This window comes from Bacillus sp. UNC322MFChir4.1 (genome assembly GCF_000746135.1).
GTDB lineage: Bacteria > Bacillota > Bacilli > Bacillales > Bacillaceae_G > Bacillus_A.
In genome coordinates this window covers 31035-52186 of record NZ_KN050811.1, presented here as the reverse complement: position 1 = coordinate 52186, position 21152 = coordinate 31035, and the positions used below count along the sequence as shown (strand labels likewise).

Below are 21152 nucleotides of genomic sequence, written 5' to 3'. Positions count from 1 at the left end.
TCATAATGCATTCTATGATTTTTCTTTGTGGTTAAAACAAATTTATGAGAGGGACATTACAAATGAAAATAGATGTAATTGACGCACAAATTTTACAATGTTTAAATCAAAATTCTCGTCTTTCCATTCGTGAATTATCTAAAAAAGTTAATTTGTCTGCGCCTTCCGTAGCTGAAAGAGTACGGAAGTTAGAGGATGAGGGGATTATTGAAGGTTATACAACAAAAATTAATTATGATAAGTTAGGTTTTCATATCCATGCTGTATTAGAAGTGAAAACAAAAAATGGACAGTGTGAAAGGTTTAGAGTATACATGAAAGCTTATCCGCGAGCTGTTTTTTGTTATCGCGTTGCAGGGCCTGCTAGTTATATAGTGAAAATTTCTGTCCGAAGCTTTCAAGAAGTAGAAGCGTTTATTGATGATGTTTCAAAATTTGCTGAAACGGTTACACATGTTATTTTTTCAGAAGTAGGGATAGGTAATAATGTGTTAGATTATTATAGTCCAGATGAAATGTAACGAATAAAATAAGCTATAAAAAAACAAGGATGGCATTTACACCACCCTTGTTTTCTTTATTTATCATTGATATATAAAATTGTATGTTTATTATGTGAAGATGTCTTTCTTTTATCAATTGCAACGATAAGAACACTCACTACAATGAGTATAGCTCCGATAAAAAATGTGGTTTTTAGCTCTTCATCCAGTAGTAACCATCCAAGAAATGATCCAACAAGAGGTTGGAAAAAGAAAAAGAGTGAGCCAATTCCTGCATCCATTAATTCCAAACCTTTGTTCCAAAGAAAAAAAGCACCAGCAGTTGAGATGATACCAAGGTAGATAATTCCTAAGATCAACAATGTATTAAGGCTCTGTAAGCGATATGTTTGTAATTCCCATATCATACAAGGCGTAATAAACAAAATCGCAAAAAATATGGCGTACGTAGTAATGATTAAGGACGAAAAACGCTGCGAGGCGATTTTGACGTATATCGATAATAATGCCCACGTAATAGCGGCCCCGACTAAAATGATTGTTCCAGTGAAATACGTTCCAATTTTGATATCCCATCCGATAACAATAGAAACACCTAACGTTGCTAGGAGTACGGAAATAAATTTACGTATGGTAATACGTTCTTTAATTATTATTCTTGCAAAAATGATCATAAAGGCTGGTGTTGCTGATGTTACTAAAGAACCTGTATGAGCATCGGACAATTTTGTTCCAATGAATTGAAAGGCAATGGAAACAAAATAACCGATAAAACCGATCCAAGCAAATAATAACCAATCCTTTCTCTTGATTGATATCTTTGTTTGCTGTTTTCGCTGCGTGATTTGTAAAATGATAAATAAAATCGCAAAAGCGATAACAAAGCGTAACCAAACAAGCGTAAGCGGGGGAACATATTCGAGTACGTATTTACTAACAACGTACATGCCTCCCCAAATGCTTGCAGCAAGCGATAAACATAATGTCCCGAGTAATGAATGTTTCATATCATAAGACCTCCGTCTAGTTTAGGATTAGAGAAAAATATCCTTAAGACGAAGCAATAGTATGCCCGTCTTAGAGACGGATTACTGGTTGATCATTTTCGAATAAGTTGTTGTAATACATCACAATTCTCCTTTCTATCTTGAATAAGTTTCTTTTATTTGATGAATGGATAAATTTAAGCGATAGTTGCCAAATCTTAAAATTTCATTTAATAAATTATGTAAATTTTCTTGGGAGTCTATTTGTACTTTGAGGAAATAACATCCTTCACCGCTAATTTTATGAGCTTCAACGATGGAATCTTCTTTTGTAATAAATGACGTGAATGTAGTATGTTCATTTGTCTTCATAAAAACCGTGATGAAAGCAGTATACTGCATGCCTAATTTCAAATGATCTACTAAAATGGTATACGCTTTTATTACTCCTCCATCTTCCATTTTTCGAATACGGTTTCCAACGGATTGGCCTGTCATATGAACGTTTTTTCCAATATCTTTCCACTGCATTCGAGAGTTGTTCTTTAGTAAATCAAGAATTTGCAAATCTGTTGAATCAATCATGGTTCCAAACCCTTTCATGGTGAAATCATATGACGTCAAAGTCTTTCATGAGAATGTTATGGCTAACTCGATAAAGCTCTATAATAAGATTATAACTTAATTTTCAAAATATTGGAGGCCGAAAATGAAAACAGGACTTGTATTAATTGATATACAAAATGATTATTTTCCAGGAGGCAGGTGTGAATTACATGAACCGTTAAAAGCGGTAGAAAACGCAAAAAAAGTGATAGGTTTTTTTAGGGGAATGAATTTACCTATATTTCACGTGCAACATATATCAGTAAAAGAAGGGGCTACTTTTTTTATTCCGAATACAGAAGGGGTAAAAATTCATCCTCATATAGCGCCTCTTAAAAATGAATTTGTTGTACAAAAAAATTATCCGAATAGTTTTCGAGAAACTAATTTATTCGAGTTACTTAAACAAGAAGGGATTGAACATTTGGTGATATGCGGAATGATGACGCACATGTGTATCGATACAACAGTTAGAGCTGCTAGTGATTTGGAGTTTGGATGTACAGTAATTGAAGATGCCTGTACGACAAAAGACCTTGTATTTAACGATGAAACGATTCAGGCTAAACGTGTTCATACGGCATTCATGGGTGCTTTAGAAAAAATGTTTGCAAATGTAATAAAAACAACAGAATTTTTATCAAGTAAAATGTAGTAAGAAATTGAAGCTATTCTACGACAAGTAGATTTATCCCGCATTAACGGGCAGTAATACTCCCACCTCAAAATTCAGCGAAAGCATTGTCCAGCTCCAGCGGCTAGAATCTCCGGTCGTTTCGCCCCCTCGGACGAGGCAAAAAGCGCCTCTTTGTCAGGGGCGTGGGCGTCCTGCGATTCTGAACGAGCCGCTTCTGCTTTTCTTAAGAAGTTAGGTGGGAGATAAACTGCCCGTAAAAGCCCGATTGGTTCAACTAATAATCAGTGGGGGATGAAAAAAAACCCCACTGATTAAAGTGAACTGGACCACTGATGTGAGACAGGAATAAAACACCTATGCTACCTGTTCCCTATACTCAATCGGGGACAGGTAGTTTAATTTTTTAAACGGTCGCATGTGATTATAATAATGCATGAAATCATTCACTTTTTCTAGTACAATAGAATTTGTAAGGCGTACCCTTTTTGGGGTATAGAATTCTTCCGACTTTATGGTGGAGTGGAAGGATTCTATGACGGCATTATCGAAGCAGTTCCCTTTCCGGGACATGCTTGTGATAATGCCTTTTTCTTCGGCTAAATTCTGAAAGGCATAATAAGTATAGACGGATCCCTGATCACTATGAAGCGTGATTCCTTTTACTTCACGGTTCTCGCAAGCAGCTTGTAAAGTCTCTAGCACAAGAGATACATCTTGACTTTCTTTCACCCGATACGCAATGATTTCGTTATTATACAAGTCCATAATCGTCGATAAATATATCATAGACTCACCAAAAGGTAAGTACGTAATATCCGTTACCCACTTTTGATTCGGTCTGTCTGCTTGAAAGTTTTGTTCTAAACGATTTGGTACCACTTTCTGACTTTCTCCTACTATCTTCACTTTTCGTTTTGGTTTTACGCTACACTGAAGGTTGTATTTTTGCATAATTCTTTGTACTGTCTTTCGGTTAACGTTTATTGTTAATTTTGTTCGTAATAACCCCGTAACGGTGCGGTGTCCAATTCGAAATTTGTAAGTTATACAAAAATTTTTAATTTGCTTTCTAAAGGAGACAAGTCCCATGACTTTTTCCTCCAGCGATAATAGGTAGCACGGGAGATTCCCATGCATTCACAGATAAGACCGATGGAATAACGATTTTTCATTTCCTCTACGAGTGTAATGATGATTTCTGGGACCATCTCCTTTCGATTTCCTGATACTTTTTTTTCATCTCAAGATAAGCATTTGTTCGTTTTAACGCTTCCACTTCCGTTAAGTCTGCAGGGCATTTCCCATAACTATACTGCTTGCCGATTGGTTGTGCTAATCGATGTTCTTCCCCATTTCGAAACCATTTCATCCATCTTTTGATCTGCGATACATCACGAATACCGAACTTCTCCATAATTTCACGATTGGTTAACTTTCCCTCCAACTTCAATTCAATCACTTGTCTCTTCACAAATTCAGGATAATAATTTTTCTTTTTACCCATAGAAAAAACACCTCCAATTTGTCGTTTACATCTACATACGACAGATGGGGTGTTTTATCCTTGTCTCATTTTACTGGGGCATTACAAAGTTTCACTTTATAGCTGCTTCTTTTTGACCAGAAAAAGATAAATCTTAATATATTTATAAAATGTTATTCTTAACCATAACGTTTGACTGTACAGTTTATGTATTGTATGATATTTGTAACACATACTGGGGAGGGAAGGTCGTTGGGAAGGTGTACCGAATCGGACAGTTGGCTCACATGGCTCATGTTTCGAAACGAACGATTGATTATTATACGAATCTAGGTATTTTGAAAGCGGAGCGATCTCAATCCAATTATCGCTACTACGACGAAACAGCAATTGAAACATTACGTTTTATTGAGAGATGTAAAGAAATGCATATACCGCTTTCTGAAATTAAGGATAGGATCGAGGAGAAAACAAAGCTGCTCGGTGTTAATGAAAACGTTTCGGAACAAGTAAATGATGTAACAGAGCGTATCCACCGTTTGGAGACGGAATTAGTAGAATTAAAACCGTTATTAGATGGGTTAACAGATTCACAGCGCGAAAAACTAACGAAACATTTATCAACTCAAACGACAGCTTTAATCCAATCTCTTATCTTACTATTATAGTAGATAGAGCTATCCACGCTTTTAATTTCTGTATAGCGCTTTATTTTCTAAATTTAAAGAGTAAAAGAAAGTAATTATTTATACAGGAGGTGGACACCTTAGTTTTCAAACTAAGGGGGATTCTTTGGAAATATTTAATTTAGTTATGATTGCGATTTTAATCGCATTTACTGGATTTTTCGTGGCAGCAGAGTTTGCTATGGTTAAGGTGCGTTCAAGTCGTATTGATCAACTTGTCGCAGAGGGAAGACGAGGCGCATTAGCAGCCAAAAAGGTAACAGCGAATTTAGATGAATATTTATCGGCGTGTCAATTAGGGATAACTATTACAGCTCTTGCGCTCGGATCGCTTGGAGAGCCTACGGTTCATCGTATATTACAGCCGTTATTTCAAGATCTACATTTTCCAGATACAGTTGCCAATTCAGTATCGTATATTCTTGCATTTGCAACGGTTACCTTTTTACATGTAGTTGTTGGTGAGCTAGCACCGAAAACAGTAGCAATTCAAAAGGCAGAAAAAATTACAATGTTGTTTGCAGCACCGCTTATCATGTTTTACAAAATCATGTTCCCGTTTATTTGGATGTTAAATAAATCGGCGCGTCTTGTAACGGGGTTATTCGGATTAAAACCAGCATCTGAGCATGAAGTAGCGCACTCGGAAGAGGAATTACGTTTAATTCTTTCAGAGAGCTATGAAAATGGGGAAATTAATCAGGCGGAGTATAAATATGTAAACAATATTTTTGAGTTCGATAATCGTATTGCAAAAGAGATTATGGTGCCACGGACAGAAATCGTTGGTTTCTATCTTGAAGATTCAGTAGAAGATCATATGAAAGTAATCCGAAGTGAAAAGTACACACGTTACCCAATCTTTGGAGAAGATAAAGACGATATTATCGGGATGGTAAACGTAAAAGATTTCTTTATTCGTTATATGAAAAACGATAAAGAAGACCTACAATCTATCAAAACATTTATGCGTCCTATTATTGAAGTAATGGAGACAATTCCAATCCATGATTTACTTCTGCAAATGCAAAAGAAGCGAATTCCAATGGCTGTGTTATATGATGAATATGGCGGGACAGCGGGAATTGTGACGCTCGAAGATATATTAGAAGAAATTGTTGGTGAAATTCGTGATGAATATGATGAAGATGAGCATCCTCCAATTCATCATGTTGATGAGCATCATAAAATTGTCGATGGTAAAGTATTGATTAGTGAAATTCAAGATTTATTTGGATTACACATTGATGAAGTAGAAGTTGATACAATTGGCGGTTGGGTGATGACACAAAATCACGAAATTCAAGAAGGACAATCGGTTGAAGCAGAAGGATATGAATTTAAAGTTTTAGAAAAAGATGCACATCAAATCAAGCGTATCGAAATTCGTAAAATGGATGTACAACAGGAAGAAGCAGCAACTGTATAGTTGCTGCTTCTTCTTATATTCATGTGAAAATAATGACCTGTGTTATGTTTGAATATTTTCAATTATTTGTAATTGTGATAAAATGAAAATTGCGTCTTTTCAAACGGGAGGTGGAGTCCTATGATATTTTCTTCTTTACCTAGTTGGTTTTGGGCAATCTACTATGGTGGTTTATTAATCGCATTCAGCCTTTCTTGTCTTTACCTCTCCCAGAAAAAGAAACAACGCATCAGTATGATAGGCAGTATCATTAATATTTGCTGTATTTTGTTTGTTCCAGTGTTCTCAGCCTTGAACAGTATTGCAAGAGAGGGAAATGAGTGGGATCATATTAAGTTGTCTGTCTCTCAAGGAGAAAGCTGGACGTTTTATACACTTGGTGGGCATATATATATTCTAGTTTGGACCTTGTTGCTGATTTGGTTACTTTTTCGCCTTTTTAAACGGAAGAGAATGGAAAGAACTATGAAAGAATAGCTTTTCTTTTGCATATTTGAGGATTTTTTAGTGGCTCTTTTTAAAGAGTAGAGTGTTTTTGGTTAATGTCTTTAAGTGTATAAAATTTGTTAGAATGAAAGTTACGTCTTCAATTAAGAAAGGAAGATAGAGTATGAATAAACAGCAAATTATTGATGCATACGATATATTAGCTAGTCATTATGAACATTGTGTTGATTATGAGAGTCCGTATAATACAGATTATGAACGTCCGGCTATGATGAGTCAGTTGCCTAGCAGTATGACAGGGATGAATATACTCGATGCAGGGTGTGCAGCAGGATGGTATACAGAACAGTTTCTAACTAGGGAAGCAAATGTAATGGCGATTGATGTTAGTAGCGAGATGGTTGCGGCTACCAAAAGAAGAATAGGGGAGAAAGCAGAGGTTTATCAACTAGATTTTGAAAATACGTTACCTTTTGCGGATAGTACATTTGATTGCATTGTCAGTTCGTTAGCTCTTCACTATATTGCAGATTGGAACCGTACATTTGCTGAATTTGAGAGGGTATTAAAACAAAATGGAACACTTTTGTTTTCCGTTCATCATCCAGCGATGGATATTCAGTTATCGGAGAATAAGGAATACTTTAACTGTGAATTTCTTCATGATAAATGGAAGAAAAGCGGTAAGTATATTGATATGTATTTTTATCGCCGACCACTGCAAGACATTATAAATGATACACTTCATCATTTTGAAATTGAAAAAATAATTGAACCGATCCCAACAGAAGAATTAAGACAAAATTACCCATCATCTTATGAAAAGTTATTAAAACAACCAAGTTTTTTAATTATAAAGGCAAAGAAAAAGAGACTCTAAGAATGCAATGGAAATTGTCGTGTAAGATGTTACATTTTAGTGGTGTCGATAAATAAAAAATTACAATAATTTCAGGAGGAAATTATGTATACATACATTTACATGGTTAGACATGGTGAATCGCCAAAAACAGAAGGAGACGAACGAACACGCGGATTGACTGAGAAGGGAAAAATTGATGCAATTAGAGTAACTGAATTATTGAAAGATGAAGGAGTAGACACGTTCATTTCAAGCCCATATAGCCGAGCTATGTTGACGATAGAGGAGTTAGCTCATTTTTACGAGAAGGAAATATTAGTAGACGAAAACCTTAAAGAATGTATGTTTACAAGTGGGGATACGATAATATCAGATAAGGAATTATATCCGCTTGTAAAGAGAATGTTTTCGAGTCCGGATTTTGCATTACAAGGCGGGGAATCAAAAACAGATTGTCAGAGCCGTGCTGTGGCAGTGTTGAAGCAAATATTAAAGGATTTTAGAGGGCATAAAATTGTAATGGGTACTCATGGACTTGTTATGACTTTAATGATGGAACATTTTGATAGTCGATATGGATATGAGTTTTTAATGGAGACATCAAAACCGGATGTATACAGGATGAAATTTAATGGTGAGGAATTAATTGATATAAAGAGATTATGGGCAGAATGATTTTGACTATTTTAAAGAAGGCGAAGCTGAGCAGCTTCGCCTTTTCGTTGTGTGCCCAGCATGCGTCTATTCTCTAAGGTTCAAGTCCCGAGTCGTGAAGGCAGTAGTAGCGATTAGCTTAAGACAAGTGTGTCCGTGGTGACGCGTTTAGAATAGTCATGTACGAACCCTAATAAACCTTCTTCCTCAAAGTATTGAATTCCTTCTTTAATTATTGTTTCAAATGTATTAGTTGGTACTTCTGTATTTAATGCATGAAGGATGGAAAAGTGGTGTTTATATTCAACCACTTGTAAACGATTACAAATTTCCAATCCTTTTTCAATAAATTTATTTGTTTCTTCAGTATGACCTAATTTAAAATGCTCTCTTGCTAATAGGAAGGTACATTTATAGTCAGTTTCCGGATCTTCAATGGAAGCAGATAAATTTCTAATAGCAGCTTCAGATAAGTTTTGCTCGGCATATAAGAAACCTAAATTATGTCTGATTTTTTGAGCAAGTAGTGTATTATTCTTTTTATTAACAATATCTAAAGCATTTATGAAATATTCTTCAGCTGCTTCATATTGACTTAAAGAAGTACATGTAAGTCCTAAAATATTTGTACAACCAGCAATATTAATCTCATATCCTAATAAGTTTTGATAATATTTTTTGGCTTTTGTTGCATAATTGATAGCCACAAGCGGTTGACGAATTTGATAGTAGAATGCTGCAGCTTTGTAGAAAAATTCAGCTTTCTCAGCTTCGTCAGGTATATTCTTTAATAACTCTTTAGCATTGCTAAAGTACTCGTTAGCTTCTTTAAATTTACCAACCTCAGTAGCATGTATTGCCTTAAAAAAATAATAGTAATACGTGATAAAATCATCAGCTGGTTTTTCAAAGCTATTAATTTTTTCTAGTAAAGTTTTTGATTCTTTATAATCATTTATAAGTAATTGATATCTAAATTCTAATAAGGAATAGTATAGTAAAATGTTTTGATTTTCATCAATCCTGTCAATTTTCTCCTTTATATCATTTCTAATTTCAAGTGCAAGAACAGTATCTTGACTACGAATTGAATCATACCATTTATTTAGTAGAGATGTGAGTTGTTCTAACGTAACTTTTGTAATCTCCATGTATAACCCCTCCTAATATATTCATTTAATTGTACCAAATTTTGGGATATTTAGTTATTGAGGAAGTTATTTTTCATGAAAATGCTATTGTTTTTTTTGGAAAAAGAAAAATTTTTTGCTTTTATATATATTTGAAATTGTAAAGTAAATCCATTACTTTGTTGAATGAAATATACCTTAGTTTATTAATTGAAACTAGGCACTATTTTTTATCTATAAAAAATAGTGATAAATTTTTATAACTCTTAATTTACTATGAGTATTTATATATATTTAAAGTAAAAGAAAATTTTAGGGAAACGGGTATGTTGCTTGTCTTATTTAAAGATAAGGAGGGAATCAGTAAATCCATTATGATTTTTAATTCAAGTGTTGATTATAGCGATAAGTCTAAATGTGGAATAATGGTTTTAGGGAAATTGCCAGCGAACTATAAGAGGAAAAAATAAACCAAAGTATTACTTATAAAAAGGGGTAATGACATTTGTCTATCTTGGACAGGCTGTTATTTGCTTATGTGTTTTGTATGGTAATTTTACTGTTTTTTGACATTTTAGGAATTACAGTTTTTTATAGTTTTCCAGTAATGATATTTAATATATTTTGTACAATTTATCTTAATATGCGTTGTTTGAAAGGCAGAGATAAAGATATCTATTCTAATAATGAAAAGTAAGTGGAAAGGATTTATGTCTATAAATGTTTGTCATCTAAAGAAATGATAATTTTGGAGGGGTAAATGTGAAATGGGGAATAGAAGCAATTAAGAATATCGAATTTAATACTGCAGAGAATTACACTTATATACCTTTTGAAGATGAATATCAAAGTACCATGTGGACATACTTATCATTATCCTATCTTCAAAATTTTTTGGAGTCATCGGGATTAAGTAGAGAGGACATATTAGAGTTACTCCCAGTCAGTTTTAAAGGGGTTATATGGGGATCATTAGAGACTGAAGACATTGATTTTATACGTAGGCTTACCAAACCTAAGAGATGTCTGGAGATAGTAGAGCAATTTAATCTTATGGAATCAGCTGCTTTATATGAACCCAACCTGGAATATAAATTAAGATGGTTAAAAGTACGATGGCAGAAAGGGTATTATGTATTTGCAAATTGTTAAAAATCAAATCTCAGTTTCATTTACATTCAATAGGTAATTGATATGCTTGGCTAAATCATTTAAAAGAAGAACAACATAGTTGGTTCACATTTGTAAATAAATTATTTAAAGGCTTTCCAAGAGGTTTTTTACACGATAAAAACGATTTTGAATGTTACTGAAATAATGAAAAAGAAATAATTATAAATTGGATAAGAAGAAGGGAGATAGTAGAATTTGCTCAAGAGGTCAACTACCCACCACTTCACATCCTTCTCATTCCTTGAGGAAGGGAAATTCTTTTGGGAAAATGTTAAACAGATTTTATTATGCTTTACTCAGAACAATAATGGCAATACATGAATTATGGGTTCCTCATAAGGATGAATACTATTGATAATACTTAACACTTCTTCAATTTTCTCATACAAACATCTAAATTCCATTTTATATTCCGTGCCAAAGCATATTTCACCTGTATTACCACTAAAAGGTTTCGCTCCTTCTAACGGCCTCCAAGATCCTTTAACAAGTGAGTAAGAAAGAACATGATCATACTTACCTACCGCTAAAATGCCCACTTCGTTTAGTTTATTTCTCAATGTTTCTATGTATCCTTCTGGTAATAACACCTCAATCTTTACAAATGTAATTTCCATTTTTTGGCTCCTTAAAGTAAATATTATCGTAAATAACTAGTTATTTACGATAATGCGTTTTTGCTGATTTAGCTTTGAGGGAGAATGAAAAGCCATGAAATACCACAGAATATTAGCGATTAATGTAGCAATGCAAAGTACTAGTAAAATAGGGGATTTACCCATCGTTAAAATAACCGCGAGTATTGTCAAGATTGCGAGAATCCCAAATCCACAAAAAACGGCCATGATGATTTTCATTACATTTACTCCTACCATATATAAAATTAAAGGCAGAATATAAAATACAAGAATCATACCTATACTTGCCCACATACCGTAAGTACCAAATTTATTGACTTTAGGCCCAGAATCAGTAAGTGGAGAAAGTGAACCTGCGACTATTAAAGAGCAAAAGAGTAACGCGGAAACTAACGTCATGAAAATAACACGAAATTTGTTTGTGTCTTTTGTCATAATCTGTTTCATTCCTTTCAAAGTAATTTATTCCCTATTCACATTATAACAAATATATGAACAAGAGGTTATATTTGGAATTTTATAGAGTGACTTAACGTATACGAAGGTGAAAACAGAGTATGTAAAAATGTTACATACTCTGTTTTATATGCAATAGATTTTCATCCATTTTAACAGCTCGATTTAAAAAATGAAGAAGTGAAAATCCAACAACGCCTAAAAGGCCAAAAATAATCCAAGGGAAACTCATATTTTGCCAATATTTCGTAAAGAAAGTTCCTGTATAGTTGCCAATCGTAAATCCAAGGGCAAGTGATAGTTGGAAAAAACCAAAATAGGTTGCTGTGTATTGTTCGTTGCTAAAGTTTGCAACAGCGATATCGGCATTCGGTAATACAAGTGTTTCTCCGATTGTAAATAAAACGACACACATTAGTAGCCAATTTGGATGAAAAGAAAACGGGATGAGAAGAAAAGAGATCCCCATTAGTAATACACCATACTTTACAAGAGAAAGAGCATGATATTTTTTGAAGAGATATTTAAATGTGATCATAAATAAAAAACCTGTAATGGCGTTTATTGTAATGACGAGTCCTACTAAGTTTTGATCGTGGCTTATATTATTCATATGAAGAGGTAATGCAACCGTAAGTTGTGTAAACATCGAATAAAAAAACACCATGATCAGTGAAAAGGATAAAAAGGATTTGTTTTGTCCAGCTGCTTTTATTCCTGTTAAAAGTTGTGTTTCATGCACTGTAACATGAAAGCGAGATCTAAGAAGAAAGAATAGGAATGCTAGAACTAACATGAGTGATCCGGTAAATATAAAAGGGTACATAGGATTCCACTTAAGCAATATACTCCCTACGATCGGTCCAATAATTGCTCCGCCGTTTAGAAAGAGGTTTAAGTATGTAAAGGTATCTTTTCTAATATGGGCTGGTTGGGAACCAAAGACAGCGCGTGCAGAAGGTTCATAGAAAGCCGTTCCAAATCCAATGAATATTGTTGCAATCATAATGGGATGGAATCCAGAAAATATGCCTAAAGAAAGAAAACCGATCCCTCTTAAAATCATTCCGATTATCATCATTGTAATATAGCCAATCCGATCTGCAAGTATTCCAGTACATAGTGGGAATATTCGAGAGGTAATCGTAAGGGCTGTTAAAATTGTACCAACTTGCATAGCGGAAAAATGTAAAGAATTAGATAAATAGATAGCAAGAAAAGCCATCACAGCAAAATGACCGAGCGTCATGAAAAAAGAAGAAAATAATACAAAACGAATAGGTAATGAAAAAGATCTCAAAGTATTCACTCCTTTTTGTTAACCATCTATTATTTTTAATGGTTAACTATTTTATGTTATGATTATACTGAAAATAAGAGATAAAGTAAACTTTGGAAAGTTGGTGGTGATTTTGAGTAACAATCAAACTGCACCAGAGATGTTAGAAAGTATAAGGTCACTTTTAAATACATGGCGAATACCAAATGAGACGAGAGAACCAGTTGATTTTTTTGAATCAGAAGAAGATATACATCAGTTTATGATTGAACAGTGGAATGAAAAACTCCCTTTTGGTTCAGTGAATGAAGTGAAAAATTTCCGGGATACGATTCGTGAGGCAGTGGAACAACAAAAGCCATTAAAGCCATTGTTTGAAAAATATCCATTGCAAGTAATGACGATGGATGAAGCTGACATCATTACATATCGAGCAATTGGTGAGGAAAATTTATATACGTTTTCATTGCGAATTATAATCTCTGCGATTACAAACAAACAGTGGGAAAGATTGAAAGCTTGTCCAGATTGTAAATGGGTATTTTACGATCAATCTCGTAACGGTAGTAAACGTTGGTGTGGTATGTATGCAGAAGGAGAAGGGGGACGAGCTTGCGGGACAATCGCAAAAGTAAAAAGGCACCGAGCGAAGAGAAAAGCAAGTTCAAGTTATATAAAATAGTAGAAGCCTTGCAGTTATGCAAGGCTTCTGTTATTTTCTCAATTTTTGGACTGAACAATATGCTGCATAACATATTTATGTTGAATGCAACTTGCTGTTTTGGCTGTATAATACGGACGTTGTTGTTCTAATTTTACTCTTTGCTCCATTGTTTTCTTGTCATGGTCGGATATACGTAACATGAAAATCATCTCCTTTTATCTAACAATATAATTGAATTACATAAAAAACATATTGTTAGAGTTAAGGAGGAATGCTTGGTAGCATAAGTAAAAAGCACCTTCCTCTCTCAATGCGCTTACGAGGTTAGCTGTCGGACTCGGAATGTGAGAGTATCCCTACTAATAAGATTCGCCCCAAGTGGCATATGCCACAGAAGTGGTTTCCCCGCTCCAAAATTTGGATTCAACAAAAGGTTATATAAATAAAATTAACATATTGATCCAAGTTAATCAATCTATTTTAGCTTTGTTAATTGTACAAGAACGAGACCGTCTGGTAATGGAATTTCTTTTGTTTCTATAAAATTATACTTCTTATATAAAGAAATCGCAGGCGCGTTTTTCTTACCAGTTTGTACTATATAGTTTGTCGTTTCTTCATGTAGTTGAAATAGGTGTTGCAGTAGTGCGGTTGCGATTCCTCTATGAAAATACGTAGGAGAAACAACGAGGCGATGAATATCAACGACATCATCCGCATTTAAAAATGAAATAAATCCAGCTAACGTATCATCAATGAAGTATCCGTAAAAGACTTCATTGCAATTTTGAATATCAGTAATTGTGTCATATAATCGTGGAATTGAATTGTTTTCAAGGTACTGTGCTTCAATTTTATATGCGGGAATTTGAACTTCTAAAATTTTAGTAGCTTCTTCAATAGAAGAAGGAGATAATTTTCGAATCATATAAAGGTCTCCTTTTATGAAAAGAGTGAGAATATAAGATTCTCACTCTTTCGTATCATTATTTTTACATCTTCACCAGTAATTCATTGGCATATCGGCGTGCCCATTGATCTGCTGCTAATACTTCTTCTAATGAAGGAGTCGCAATATTATGATGAGCTTCTAATGCAGAATAGATCGTTTTTTCAATGTCAAAAAATGAAATTTTATCTTGTAAATATAAAGCATTCGCAATTTCATTTGCAGCATTTAATACAGCCGGAGTTGTCCCTCCAATTTTCCCGGATTCATAAGCATAGTGAAGGCAAGGGAATTTCTCTAAGTCAGGTTTTTCAAAATGCAAGCTGCCAACTTCTAATAAATTTAATTTTTTAAAAGAAGATGCTAAACGCGATGGATAGTGGAATGCATATTGAATCGGCATACGCATATCAGATGCCCCAAGCTGAGCCATAATAGAGCCATCTACAAACTCTACAAGAGAGTGAATAATGCTCTCCTTATGAATCATAACATCGATTTTTTCATAGGGAACGTCAAATAACCAACGTGCTTCCATTACTTCAAATCCTTTATTTAGTAATGTTGCACAGTCAATTGTTAATTTTGCTCCCATTAGCCAGTTTGGATGTTTTAGCGCATCTTTCGCTTTGAGAAGTTTCATTTCTTCACGTGTTTTATCTCTAAATGCACCGCCAGATGCTGTTACAATTAACTTTTCAATTTCTTTATTATTTTCACCATTTAAGCATTGGAAAATAGCAGAATGCTCACTATCTACTGGAATAAGGCGACAATCATTTTTCTTTGCTAATTCTGTAACAATATGACCTGCTGCCACTAATGTTTCTTTATTCGCAATCGCAATGTCTTTTTTCGCTTTTAATGCTTCGATTGTTGGAAGCAGTCCTGCTACACCGACGACAGAAGTTAAGACAAGATTACTATCGGGGTGCGTAGCAACTTCAATCAAGCCATCTTCTCCGTATACAACTTTTGTTTGAGTAGAAATTCGTGAGCGCAGTGTATCTGCTAATTCTTTCTTACTCACGCTTACAATACGTGGTTGAAATGTTTGGATTTGTTGTTCCAACATTTCAATATTTTCATTTGCAGTTAAACCGATAATTTGAAAATGTTCTGGGTGAGCAGCGACTACATCTAGAGCTGATGTCCCAATTGAACCAGTTGATCCTAGAATTGAAATGTATTTTACCATAATAAATCCTCCATAGTTGAATGAATCTTTTCCGTGAACTTATATGTAATTAGATAAAAAAAGGAAAATTCCTGCTTAATAAGACAGAAAGTTCCCTTTTATCTAAAAAACTGTGGTATAATAAGGGGAAATTAAAGAAAAAGCGATGAAAGAGAAGAGTACATATTTGGAACTTCGCAGAGAACTGATGGTTGGTGGGAATCAGTAAGGGGAAAATATGGAATGGGCTCTGGAGCTGCAAGCCGAATTGAGTAGGATTTGACGGTTGTTTCGACGTTATTCGAATCATAAAGAGAACTATGAATTTGTAGTTAATAAAGGTGGTACCGCGGGAGTCCCTCGTCCTTTTTAGGATTGAGGGGCTTTTTTATATGTAAAAGGAGGGGTAGTTGTGAATAAAAAGGTTATGTTAACAGGAATTAAACCGACTGGACATCCGCATCTTGGAAATTATATTGGAGCAATTAAACCAGCATTACAGCTTTCTAAACAAAGAAAAGGGGAAGCGTTATATTTTATTGCCGATTATCATGCATTAAATGCTGTACAAGATCCAAGTAAGTTTCGTGAGTATACGAAGGAAGTAGCAGCGACATGGTTATCATTAGGTTTGGATGAGCATGTAATCTTTTATCGTCAATCAGATGTACCAGAAATCTTAGAATTATACTGGATTTTAGCTTGCCTTACTCCGAAAGGCTTAATGAACCGTGCTCATGCTTACAAAGCAAAAGTTGATCAAAATATAGAAGCAGGAGTAGATGTAGATACTGGTGTAAACATGGGATTATATACGTATCCTATTTTAATGGCAGCTGATATTTTATTATTTCAATCAAATTATGTTCCAGTTGGAAAAGATCAAATTCAGCATGTAGAAATTGCGCGAGATATTGCTTCATATTTTAACAACACATTTGGGGAAATCTTTACATTGCCCGAGTACATCATTCAAGAAGAAGGAGCAATTGTACCAGGCCTTGATGGACGAAAAATGAGTAAAAGCTATGGAAATGTCATTCCATTATTTGAAGAACAAGAAAAGCTGAAAAAACTGATTTTCAAAATTAAAACAGATTCTTCCTTACCAAGTGAACCGAAGGAACTTGAAACATTATTTATATTGTATAAAGAATTTGCGACAACTGAGGAAATCGCAAAAATGAAAGAAAAATACGCAACAGGCATCGGCTGGGGTGATGTAAAAAAAGAACTATTTCATGTCATCAATCGTGAGTTAGAAGAGCCGAGGAAGAAATATAAAATGTATATGGATAAACCGCACTTACTTCAAGAAGCAATGGAAAAAGGGGTAGAGCGGGCAAGGGAAATTGCTAAGGGGAATTTAGCGGAAATAAAAAAACGGATTGGGTGTTAAGGTGAAAACCACCCAATGGATTTATTTCACTTAGGTGTGGAGGGCGTTTATGACCTGCACAAAAGTGAGCATTATAGGTTAAAACAAAAGGGAAAAATATGGAATGGACTCTGGAGCTGTAAGCTGAATTGAGTAGGCTTTGACGGTTGTTTCGACGTTATTCAGATCATAAAGAGAGCTATGAAATTGTAGCTAATAAAGGTAGTACCACGGGAGTCCCTCGTCCTTTTTAGGATTGAGGGGCTTTTTTATATGTAAAAGGAGGGGGAGTTGTGAATAAAAAGGTTATGTTAACAGGAATTAAACCAACTGGACATCCGCATCTTGGAAATTATATTGAAGCAATTAAAAAGGAAACATAATTTTTTGTTGATTAACTCAGGAATGCTTAAAAAAGAAGTCCGGGGTATACGGGACTTCTACGGGTAATGTGTCAAGTAATGGCGTACTCGACTAAGTAAATTTAACATGAATTTTCAAAAAATTATATTGGTAAATGTGTCCAATTCAAAGGTTCGTATTTGCGCTAAAAAAGAGGTCTCGTTAATATACGAGACCTAAAATGTAATACTGACATGTAAAAACTTATGCTATGCAACTTTAACATGATTTTTCGAGAAATAACATTAGTAAATATAGCTAATTTGTTTTGAAAAAAGAGCAGATAGCGAAGGCTCAAGGGAAGTGGAGACTAAGAATTTACTCGTACAACTGATTCTATTAAACAGAGTATAGAAAGTATTTCTAAAACACAAACAACACAAGGTGAACAAATAAAGCGGACACAAGCAACACTTGAAACACAAGCAGAAGCCATTAAAGGAAAAGTAACCATTACAGAAGTAGGTTTCTATGTATCTCATCATATGTATAGTTCCTATGGATTACAAAATGTAAAAGCTGATTTCCTTTGGATTCCTCGTTATGGGACAAAACCTGCATATCCTTGTGATCTTTGGCAATATGCAGATTTATGTTGAAGGAATTGGAAATTGTGATGTGAACCGTTTAAATGGCGATAAGTCACTAGAATGGTTTATAGGAAGTGATTCTCAACTTGTTCCTCCACAAGTAGAAGTTTTAGGATACCTTACAACGACTGCTGATGTAGCTAATATTCGTAAAGAGCCTAATGTAAATGCAACTATTATGCATCAAGCCACAAAAGGGCAAGGGCATACGTATTATTAGTGGTCATATGATGGTACTCATTTTTGGTATAAGGTAGCTATTGACAATTGGATGAGAGATGATGTTGTATCAATTAACAAGGATGGTAAAACGAAAGGTGTTGTATGGGTAAATGCTACTGGTGTAAACCTTCGAAAAGGTGCAAGTGCTGGCGATGTTGTCATCAATAAAATTACAAAACGTTCTGCTTATGAAGTACATTATCGATATGCTGACTGGATTTATGTCGCAGGTGAAGGTGTTGAAGGTTGGGTGTATTTTGATGAATCTTATGTAAATTGGCTTAGATAAGACGAGAGCCGGCTCTTATGAGTCGGATTTTTTCTGTATTTTTGTTTTTAAAATCACGTAGTGAGGGGAAATCTTTTATATTACGACTAGTAAGATAAATATATAACAATATAATATAATATTATATAACTTTAACTGTTTCTATAAAAAGGAGAGATAACATGTTTCATCAAATAGATAATAATTCAAATAAATCCTTAGGTAACGAGAATATTGAAATGGAAACTAATGTGAAAACTGAGGACTCAACTTTTCCTTATGTTGATGTAAGAATGTATGGTGCAAAAGCAGACGGAACACAAGGTACATTAACAACCGAAGCTATACAAAAAGCATTAGATATTGCATTAAATGAAGGAGGAGTTGATATTTTTATTCCTTCAGGTATTTATCGTATAACAAAATATTTAACTGTTTACAAAAATACGAAAATACGTCTGGGGAAAAATGCGATTTTATTAAGAGGGCATCCAGGAGGTATTATGAAAAATGGAAATTCAGGAGATTTGTTTGAAGGTTATAATGGTAACGGCAACATAAGTATTGAAGGTGGAACGTTTGATGGTAATGTCCTTGAGTTTCCCCAAGGGTTTAACATGACAGGATGGGCTCGAGGGGGAAATCTAACGTTTAGAGATATTACTTTCAAAGATGTTATTAATGCTCATATGATGGATATTAACGCTTGTCGTAATGTTGTAATTGAGAGATGTAAGTTTTTAGGCTACAAAGATGCAACCACGGATAAATCAAGAGGGTATGCAGAATCTATTCAAATCTCTAACCATACTAAGTTAGGATTTTCTGATTTTGGAGCATGGGATGGAGAACCTTGTGATAATATAACTATTCGTGACTGTTATTTTGGTAGTAGTGATACGAAAGGGATGAATCCGATAGCCACGGGAATAGGAAATCATTCTTCTGTAATGTTCCTTTTCAATAGAAATATTAAAGTTATCAATAATACATTTGAGAATGCAACTTATGCAGGTGTTCGTGCTTTAAAATTTGGCGATATGACTATACAAGGAAATACATTCTTAAATTGTGAGAGAGCTATAGCACATTCGAATCCTGATGGAAGTCCTGGTGAGGGGCAAAAAGACCGCGAAGGTAATGACACAGGAATGCCAGAATCAGGTTATAACTTTGTTGTAAAAGAAAATACATTCTCAGGAACAAGACGAGAAGATATCTATATTGTTGGATGGCAAAATGATAAGAAAGCAGCTTTCTTTGATAGCGTTAAAATTATTGATAATGAATTTAAAGAGAGGAATTCACCCGAAGATTTTGCTACTATCGTACTTTCGTATGTTGACAGATGTAAAATTAGAGGTAATACATTCAAGAAATCATTTAGACATATTCTTTTCAAACAATGTAGAAAGTTAGAAATTAAATATAATTCTTTTGAAGATTCACGAAATGAATTCATCTATAATACAGCATTAACTTCTTCAGATAACACTGATTTTTTAGAGGATGTTGATATTTCTAATAATATTATGATTAACTCAGGTCGTGTAGGGATCTTCCTCCAATCTATTACAAGATTCTTTATTGATAAGAATAACATTCGCAATACTTCGCTTGAAGCTGACAATCAACGTAGTGCTATTTTAGTTGGTAGTGCTTCTAAAGAAGGGTACATTCGTGATAATAGAGTGAGGATGTCAACTACCGAAAATAAAAATAAATATGGGATTGAAGTTACTCCTACATGTTCTAATGTACAAGTATTTAATAATGATGTGGAAGGGAAAACAGGTTGTGTTTTAGTATCCTCATCTGCAGGATTTGTTGGTTTCTTCGCTTATGATACGAATGGTGTAAAAAGAAAAGTAACCATTGACAATAATGGTACTTTAGTTTCTAGCCCTGTATAAGTAGAGGACGAGATGGAAAAAAGCCGGCTCTTATGTAGTGAACCCGAAAAGTTAGACAGATTATTTCATTAGGCAGCTTCTTGGGCATGAGCTCGGTATTGTACCGGGCTCATGCCCTTTAGTTTTGCCTTAATTCTTTTATGATTATAGTATTCAATATACTTTGCTAATTCTTGCTTAAAGTGTTCAACACTTTCAAATTCTTTTAGATAAAGTAATTCTGACTTCATGATGCCAAAGAAGTTTTCAATCACTGCGTTATCGTAACAGTTCCCTTTACGGGACATACTCTGTGTAATGCCACGTTTATTGAGGGAATGCCGGTATTGTTTCATTTGATAGTGCCAACCTTGATCAGAATGGATAAGGAGTGTGTCCTCATCTGTTAAGCGTTCAAAAGCTTGGTCTAACATCCTTGAAACTAGTGAATAAGTTGGTCTTGATCCAATTGTATACGTGATAATTTCGCCATTAAATAAATCTAGCATCGGTGATAAATATAACTTCTCTCCAAACAATTTAAACTCCGTAATATCTGTAACCCATTTTTCATTTGGTTTTTCAGCTTGGAAGTTGCGATTTAAAATATTCGGTGCAATCTTTCCAACAGTTCCTTTATA

General features: G+C 34.4%; 22 protein-coding genes, 2 pseudogenes, 1 riboswitch and 1 other annotated feature. Of the genes and pseudogenes, 13 read left to right on the top strand and 11 right to left on the bottom strand.

What is annotated here, in order from left to right; genetic code table 11:
* Positions 1-62: 62 nt before the first annotated feature.
* Entirely contained in the window at positions 63-521 is a 459-nt protein-coding gene (locus BR72_RS20895; protein WP_035436518.1) for an Lrp/AsnC family transcriptional regulator, read from the top strand.
* A gap of 56 nt (positions 522-577) precedes the next feature.
* On the opposite strand, the gene BR72_RS20890 is transcribed toward BR72_RS20895, so the two are convergent.
* Together BR72_RS20890 and BR72_RS20885 are read right to left on the bottom strand one after the other, a co-directional pair.
* Positions 578-1510 (bottom strand): DMT family transporter, encoded by a 933-nt coding sequence (locus BR72_RS20890; RefSeq protein WP_035436515.1) that lies wholly within the window; start codon positions 1508-1510, stop codon positions 578-580.
* A gap of 135 nt (positions 1511-1645) precedes the next feature.
* Entirely contained in the window at positions 1646-2092 is a 447-nt protein-coding gene (locus tag BR72_RS20885; RefSeq protein WP_231559741.1) for an Lrp/AsnC family transcriptional regulator, read from the bottom strand.
* Between the two features lie 106 nt (positions 2093-2198).
* Here BR72_RS20885 and BR72_RS20880 point away from each other — a divergent pair, with 106 nt between their 5' ends.
* Entirely contained in the window at positions 2199-2750 is a 552-nt protein-coding gene (locus BR72_RS20880; RefSeq protein ID WP_035436509.1) for a cysteine hydrolase family protein, read from the top strand.
* 336 nt (positions 2751-3086) lie between these two features.
* Here BR72_RS20880 and BR72_RS20875 read toward each other — a convergent pair.
* Positions 3087-4236, bottom strand: a pseudogene (locus tag BR72_RS20875) (IS3 family transposase).
* A gap of 239 nt (positions 4237-4475) precedes the next feature.
* On the opposite strand from BR72_RS20875, the gene BR72_RS20865 reads away from it, so the two are divergent.
* The 5 genes from BR72_RS20865 (at position 4476) to BR72_RS20845 (ending at position 8314) form a co-directional block, all read left to right on the top strand.
* Positions 4476-4883, top strand: coding sequence for a MerR family transcriptional regulator (locus BR72_RS20865; protein ID WP_081904956.1), 408 nt, complete (start codon positions 4476-4478; stop codon positions 4881-4883).
* 124 nt (positions 4884-5007) lie between these two features.
* On the top strand, positions 5008-6330 hold the full coding sequence (locus BR72_RS20860; protein ID WP_035436505.1) for a hemolysin family protein: 1323 nt from the start codon (positions 5008-5010) through the stop codon (positions 6328-6330).
* Between the two features lie 120 nt (positions 6331-6450).
* Positions 6451-6807, top strand: coding sequence for a hypothetical protein (locus BR72_RS20855; protein WP_051957377.1), 357 nt, complete (start codon positions 6451-6453; stop codon positions 6805-6807).
* Between the two features lie 133 nt (positions 6808-6940).
* On the top strand, positions 6941-7657 hold the full coding sequence (locus tag BR72_RS20850) for a class I SAM-dependent methyltransferase (RefSeq protein ID WP_035436503.1): 717 nt from the start codon (positions 6941-6943) through the stop codon (positions 7655-7657).
* An 84-nt stretch (positions 7658-7741) separates the two neighbouring features.
* Entirely contained in the window at positions 7742-8314 is a 573-nt protein-coding gene (locus BR72_RS20845; protein WP_035436501.1) for a histidine phosphatase family protein, read from the top strand.
* A gap of 113 nt (positions 8315-8427) precedes the next feature.
* On the opposite strand, the gene BR72_RS20840 is transcribed toward BR72_RS20845, so the two are convergent.
* Positions 8428-9444 carry a response regulator aspartate phosphatase gene (locus BR72_RS20840; RefSeq protein ID WP_231559740.1) on the bottom strand — a complete coding sequence of 339 codons (1017 nt, stop codon included), beginning with the start codon at positions 9442-9444 and terminating at the stop codon, positions 8428-8430.
* 741 nt (positions 9445-10185) lie between these two features.
* Between BR72_RS20840 and BR72_RS20835 the strand changes: the two genes are divergently transcribed.
* On the top strand, positions 10186-10575 hold the full coding sequence (locus BR72_RS20835) for a hypothetical protein (RefSeq protein WP_035436498.1): 390 nt from the start codon (positions 10186-10188) through the stop codon (positions 10573-10575).
* A gap of 317 nt (positions 10576-10892) precedes the next feature.
* On the opposite strand, the gene BR72_RS20830 is transcribed toward BR72_RS20835, so the two are convergent.
* From BR72_RS20830 to BR72_RS20820, 3 genes are all read right to left on the bottom strand, one after another.
* Positions 10893-11213, bottom strand: coding sequence for a YqfO family protein (locus tag BR72_RS20830; protein WP_035436495.1), 321 nt, complete (start codon positions 11211-11213; stop codon positions 10893-10895).
* A gap of 36 nt (positions 11214-11249) precedes the next feature.
* The gene (locus BR72_RS20825; protein ID WP_231559744.1) at positions 11250-11681 is read right to left on the bottom strand and encodes a DUF5391 family protein; all 432 of its coding nucleotides are present in this window, start codon (positions 11679-11681) and stop codon (positions 11250-11252) included.
* 121 nt (positions 11682-11802) lie between these two features.
* Positions 11803-12990: an MDR family MFS transporter gene (locus BR72_RS20820; RefSeq protein ID WP_035436492.1), complete on the bottom strand. Its 1188-nt coding sequence runs from the start codon at positions 12988-12990 to the stop codon at positions 11803-11805.
* Between the two features lie 139 nt (positions 12991-13129).
* Here BR72_RS20820 and BR72_RS20815 point away from each other — a divergent pair, with 139 nt between their 5' ends.
* Positions 13130-13651: a CGNR zinc finger domain-containing protein gene (locus BR72_RS20815; protein WP_035437029.1), complete on the top strand. Its 522-nt coding sequence runs from the start codon at positions 13130-13132 to the stop codon at positions 13649-13651.
* 38 nt (positions 13652-13689) lie between these two features.
* Here the strand turns inward: BR72_RS20815 and BR72_RS26835 are convergent, their stop codons facing one another.
* The 3 genes from BR72_RS26835 to BR72_RS20805 all read right to left on the bottom strand — a co-directional run bounded on the left by BR72_RS26835 (position 13690) and on the right by BR72_RS20805 (position 15780).
* Positions 13690-13833: a hypothetical protein gene (locus BR72_RS26835; RefSeq protein WP_090997202.1), complete on the bottom strand. Its 144-nt coding sequence runs from the start codon at positions 13831-13833 to the stop codon at positions 13690-13692.
* Between the two features lie 97 nt (positions 13834-13930).
* A riboswitch (cyclic di-AMP (ydaO/yuaA leader) is annotated at positions 13931-14072 on the bottom strand.
* A 36-nt stretch (positions 14073-14108) separates the two neighbouring features.
* Positions 14109-14561, bottom strand: a complete 453-nt coding sequence (locus BR72_RS20810; RefSeq protein WP_035436490.1) for a GNAT family N-acetyltransferase — start codon at positions 14559-14561, stop codon at positions 14109-14111.
* A 64-nt stretch (positions 14562-14625) separates the two neighbouring features.
* Positions 14626-15780, bottom strand: a complete 1155-nt coding sequence (locus tag BR72_RS20805; RefSeq protein ID WP_035436487.1) for a 1-deoxy-D-xylulose-5-phosphate reductoisomerase — start codon at positions 15778-15780, stop codon at positions 14626-14628.
* Positions 15781-15916: 136 nt separating this feature from the next.
* Positions 15917-16130, top strand: a binding site (T-box leader).
* A gap of 41 nt (positions 16131-16171) precedes the next feature.
* On the opposite strand from BR72_RS20805, the gene BR72_RS20800 reads away from it, so the two are divergent.
* From BR72_RS20800 to BR72_RS20790, 4 genes and pseudogenes are all read left to right on the top strand, one after another.
* Positions 16172-17158, top strand: a complete 987-nt coding sequence (locus BR72_RS20800; protein ID WP_035436484.1) for a tryptophan--tRNA ligase — start codon at positions 16172-16174, stop codon at positions 17156-17158.
* A gap of 839 nt (positions 17159-17997) precedes the next feature.
* A pseudogene (locus BR72_RS27220) lies at positions 17998-18208 on the top strand (N-acetylmuramoyl-L-alanine amidase); the annotation flags it as partial.
* Between the two features lie 192 nt (positions 18209-18400).
* Entirely contained in the window at positions 18401-18640 is a 240-nt protein-coding gene (locus BR72_RS27215; RefSeq protein WP_051957375.1) for an SH3 domain-containing protein, read from the top strand.
* A gap of 161 nt (positions 18641-18801) precedes the next feature.
* Positions 18802-20532: a right-handed parallel beta-helix repeat-containing protein gene (locus BR72_RS20790; protein WP_051957374.1), complete on the top strand. Its 1731-nt coding sequence runs from the start codon at positions 18802-18804 to the stop codon at positions 20530-20532.
* A gap of 68 nt (positions 20533-20600) precedes the next feature.
* Here BR72_RS20790 and BR72_RS27210 read toward each other — a convergent pair.
* The coding region (locus BR72_RS27210) for an IS3 family transposase (RefSeq protein ID WP_035436482.1) at positions 20601-21152 on the bottom strand (552 nt) is incomplete at its 5' end.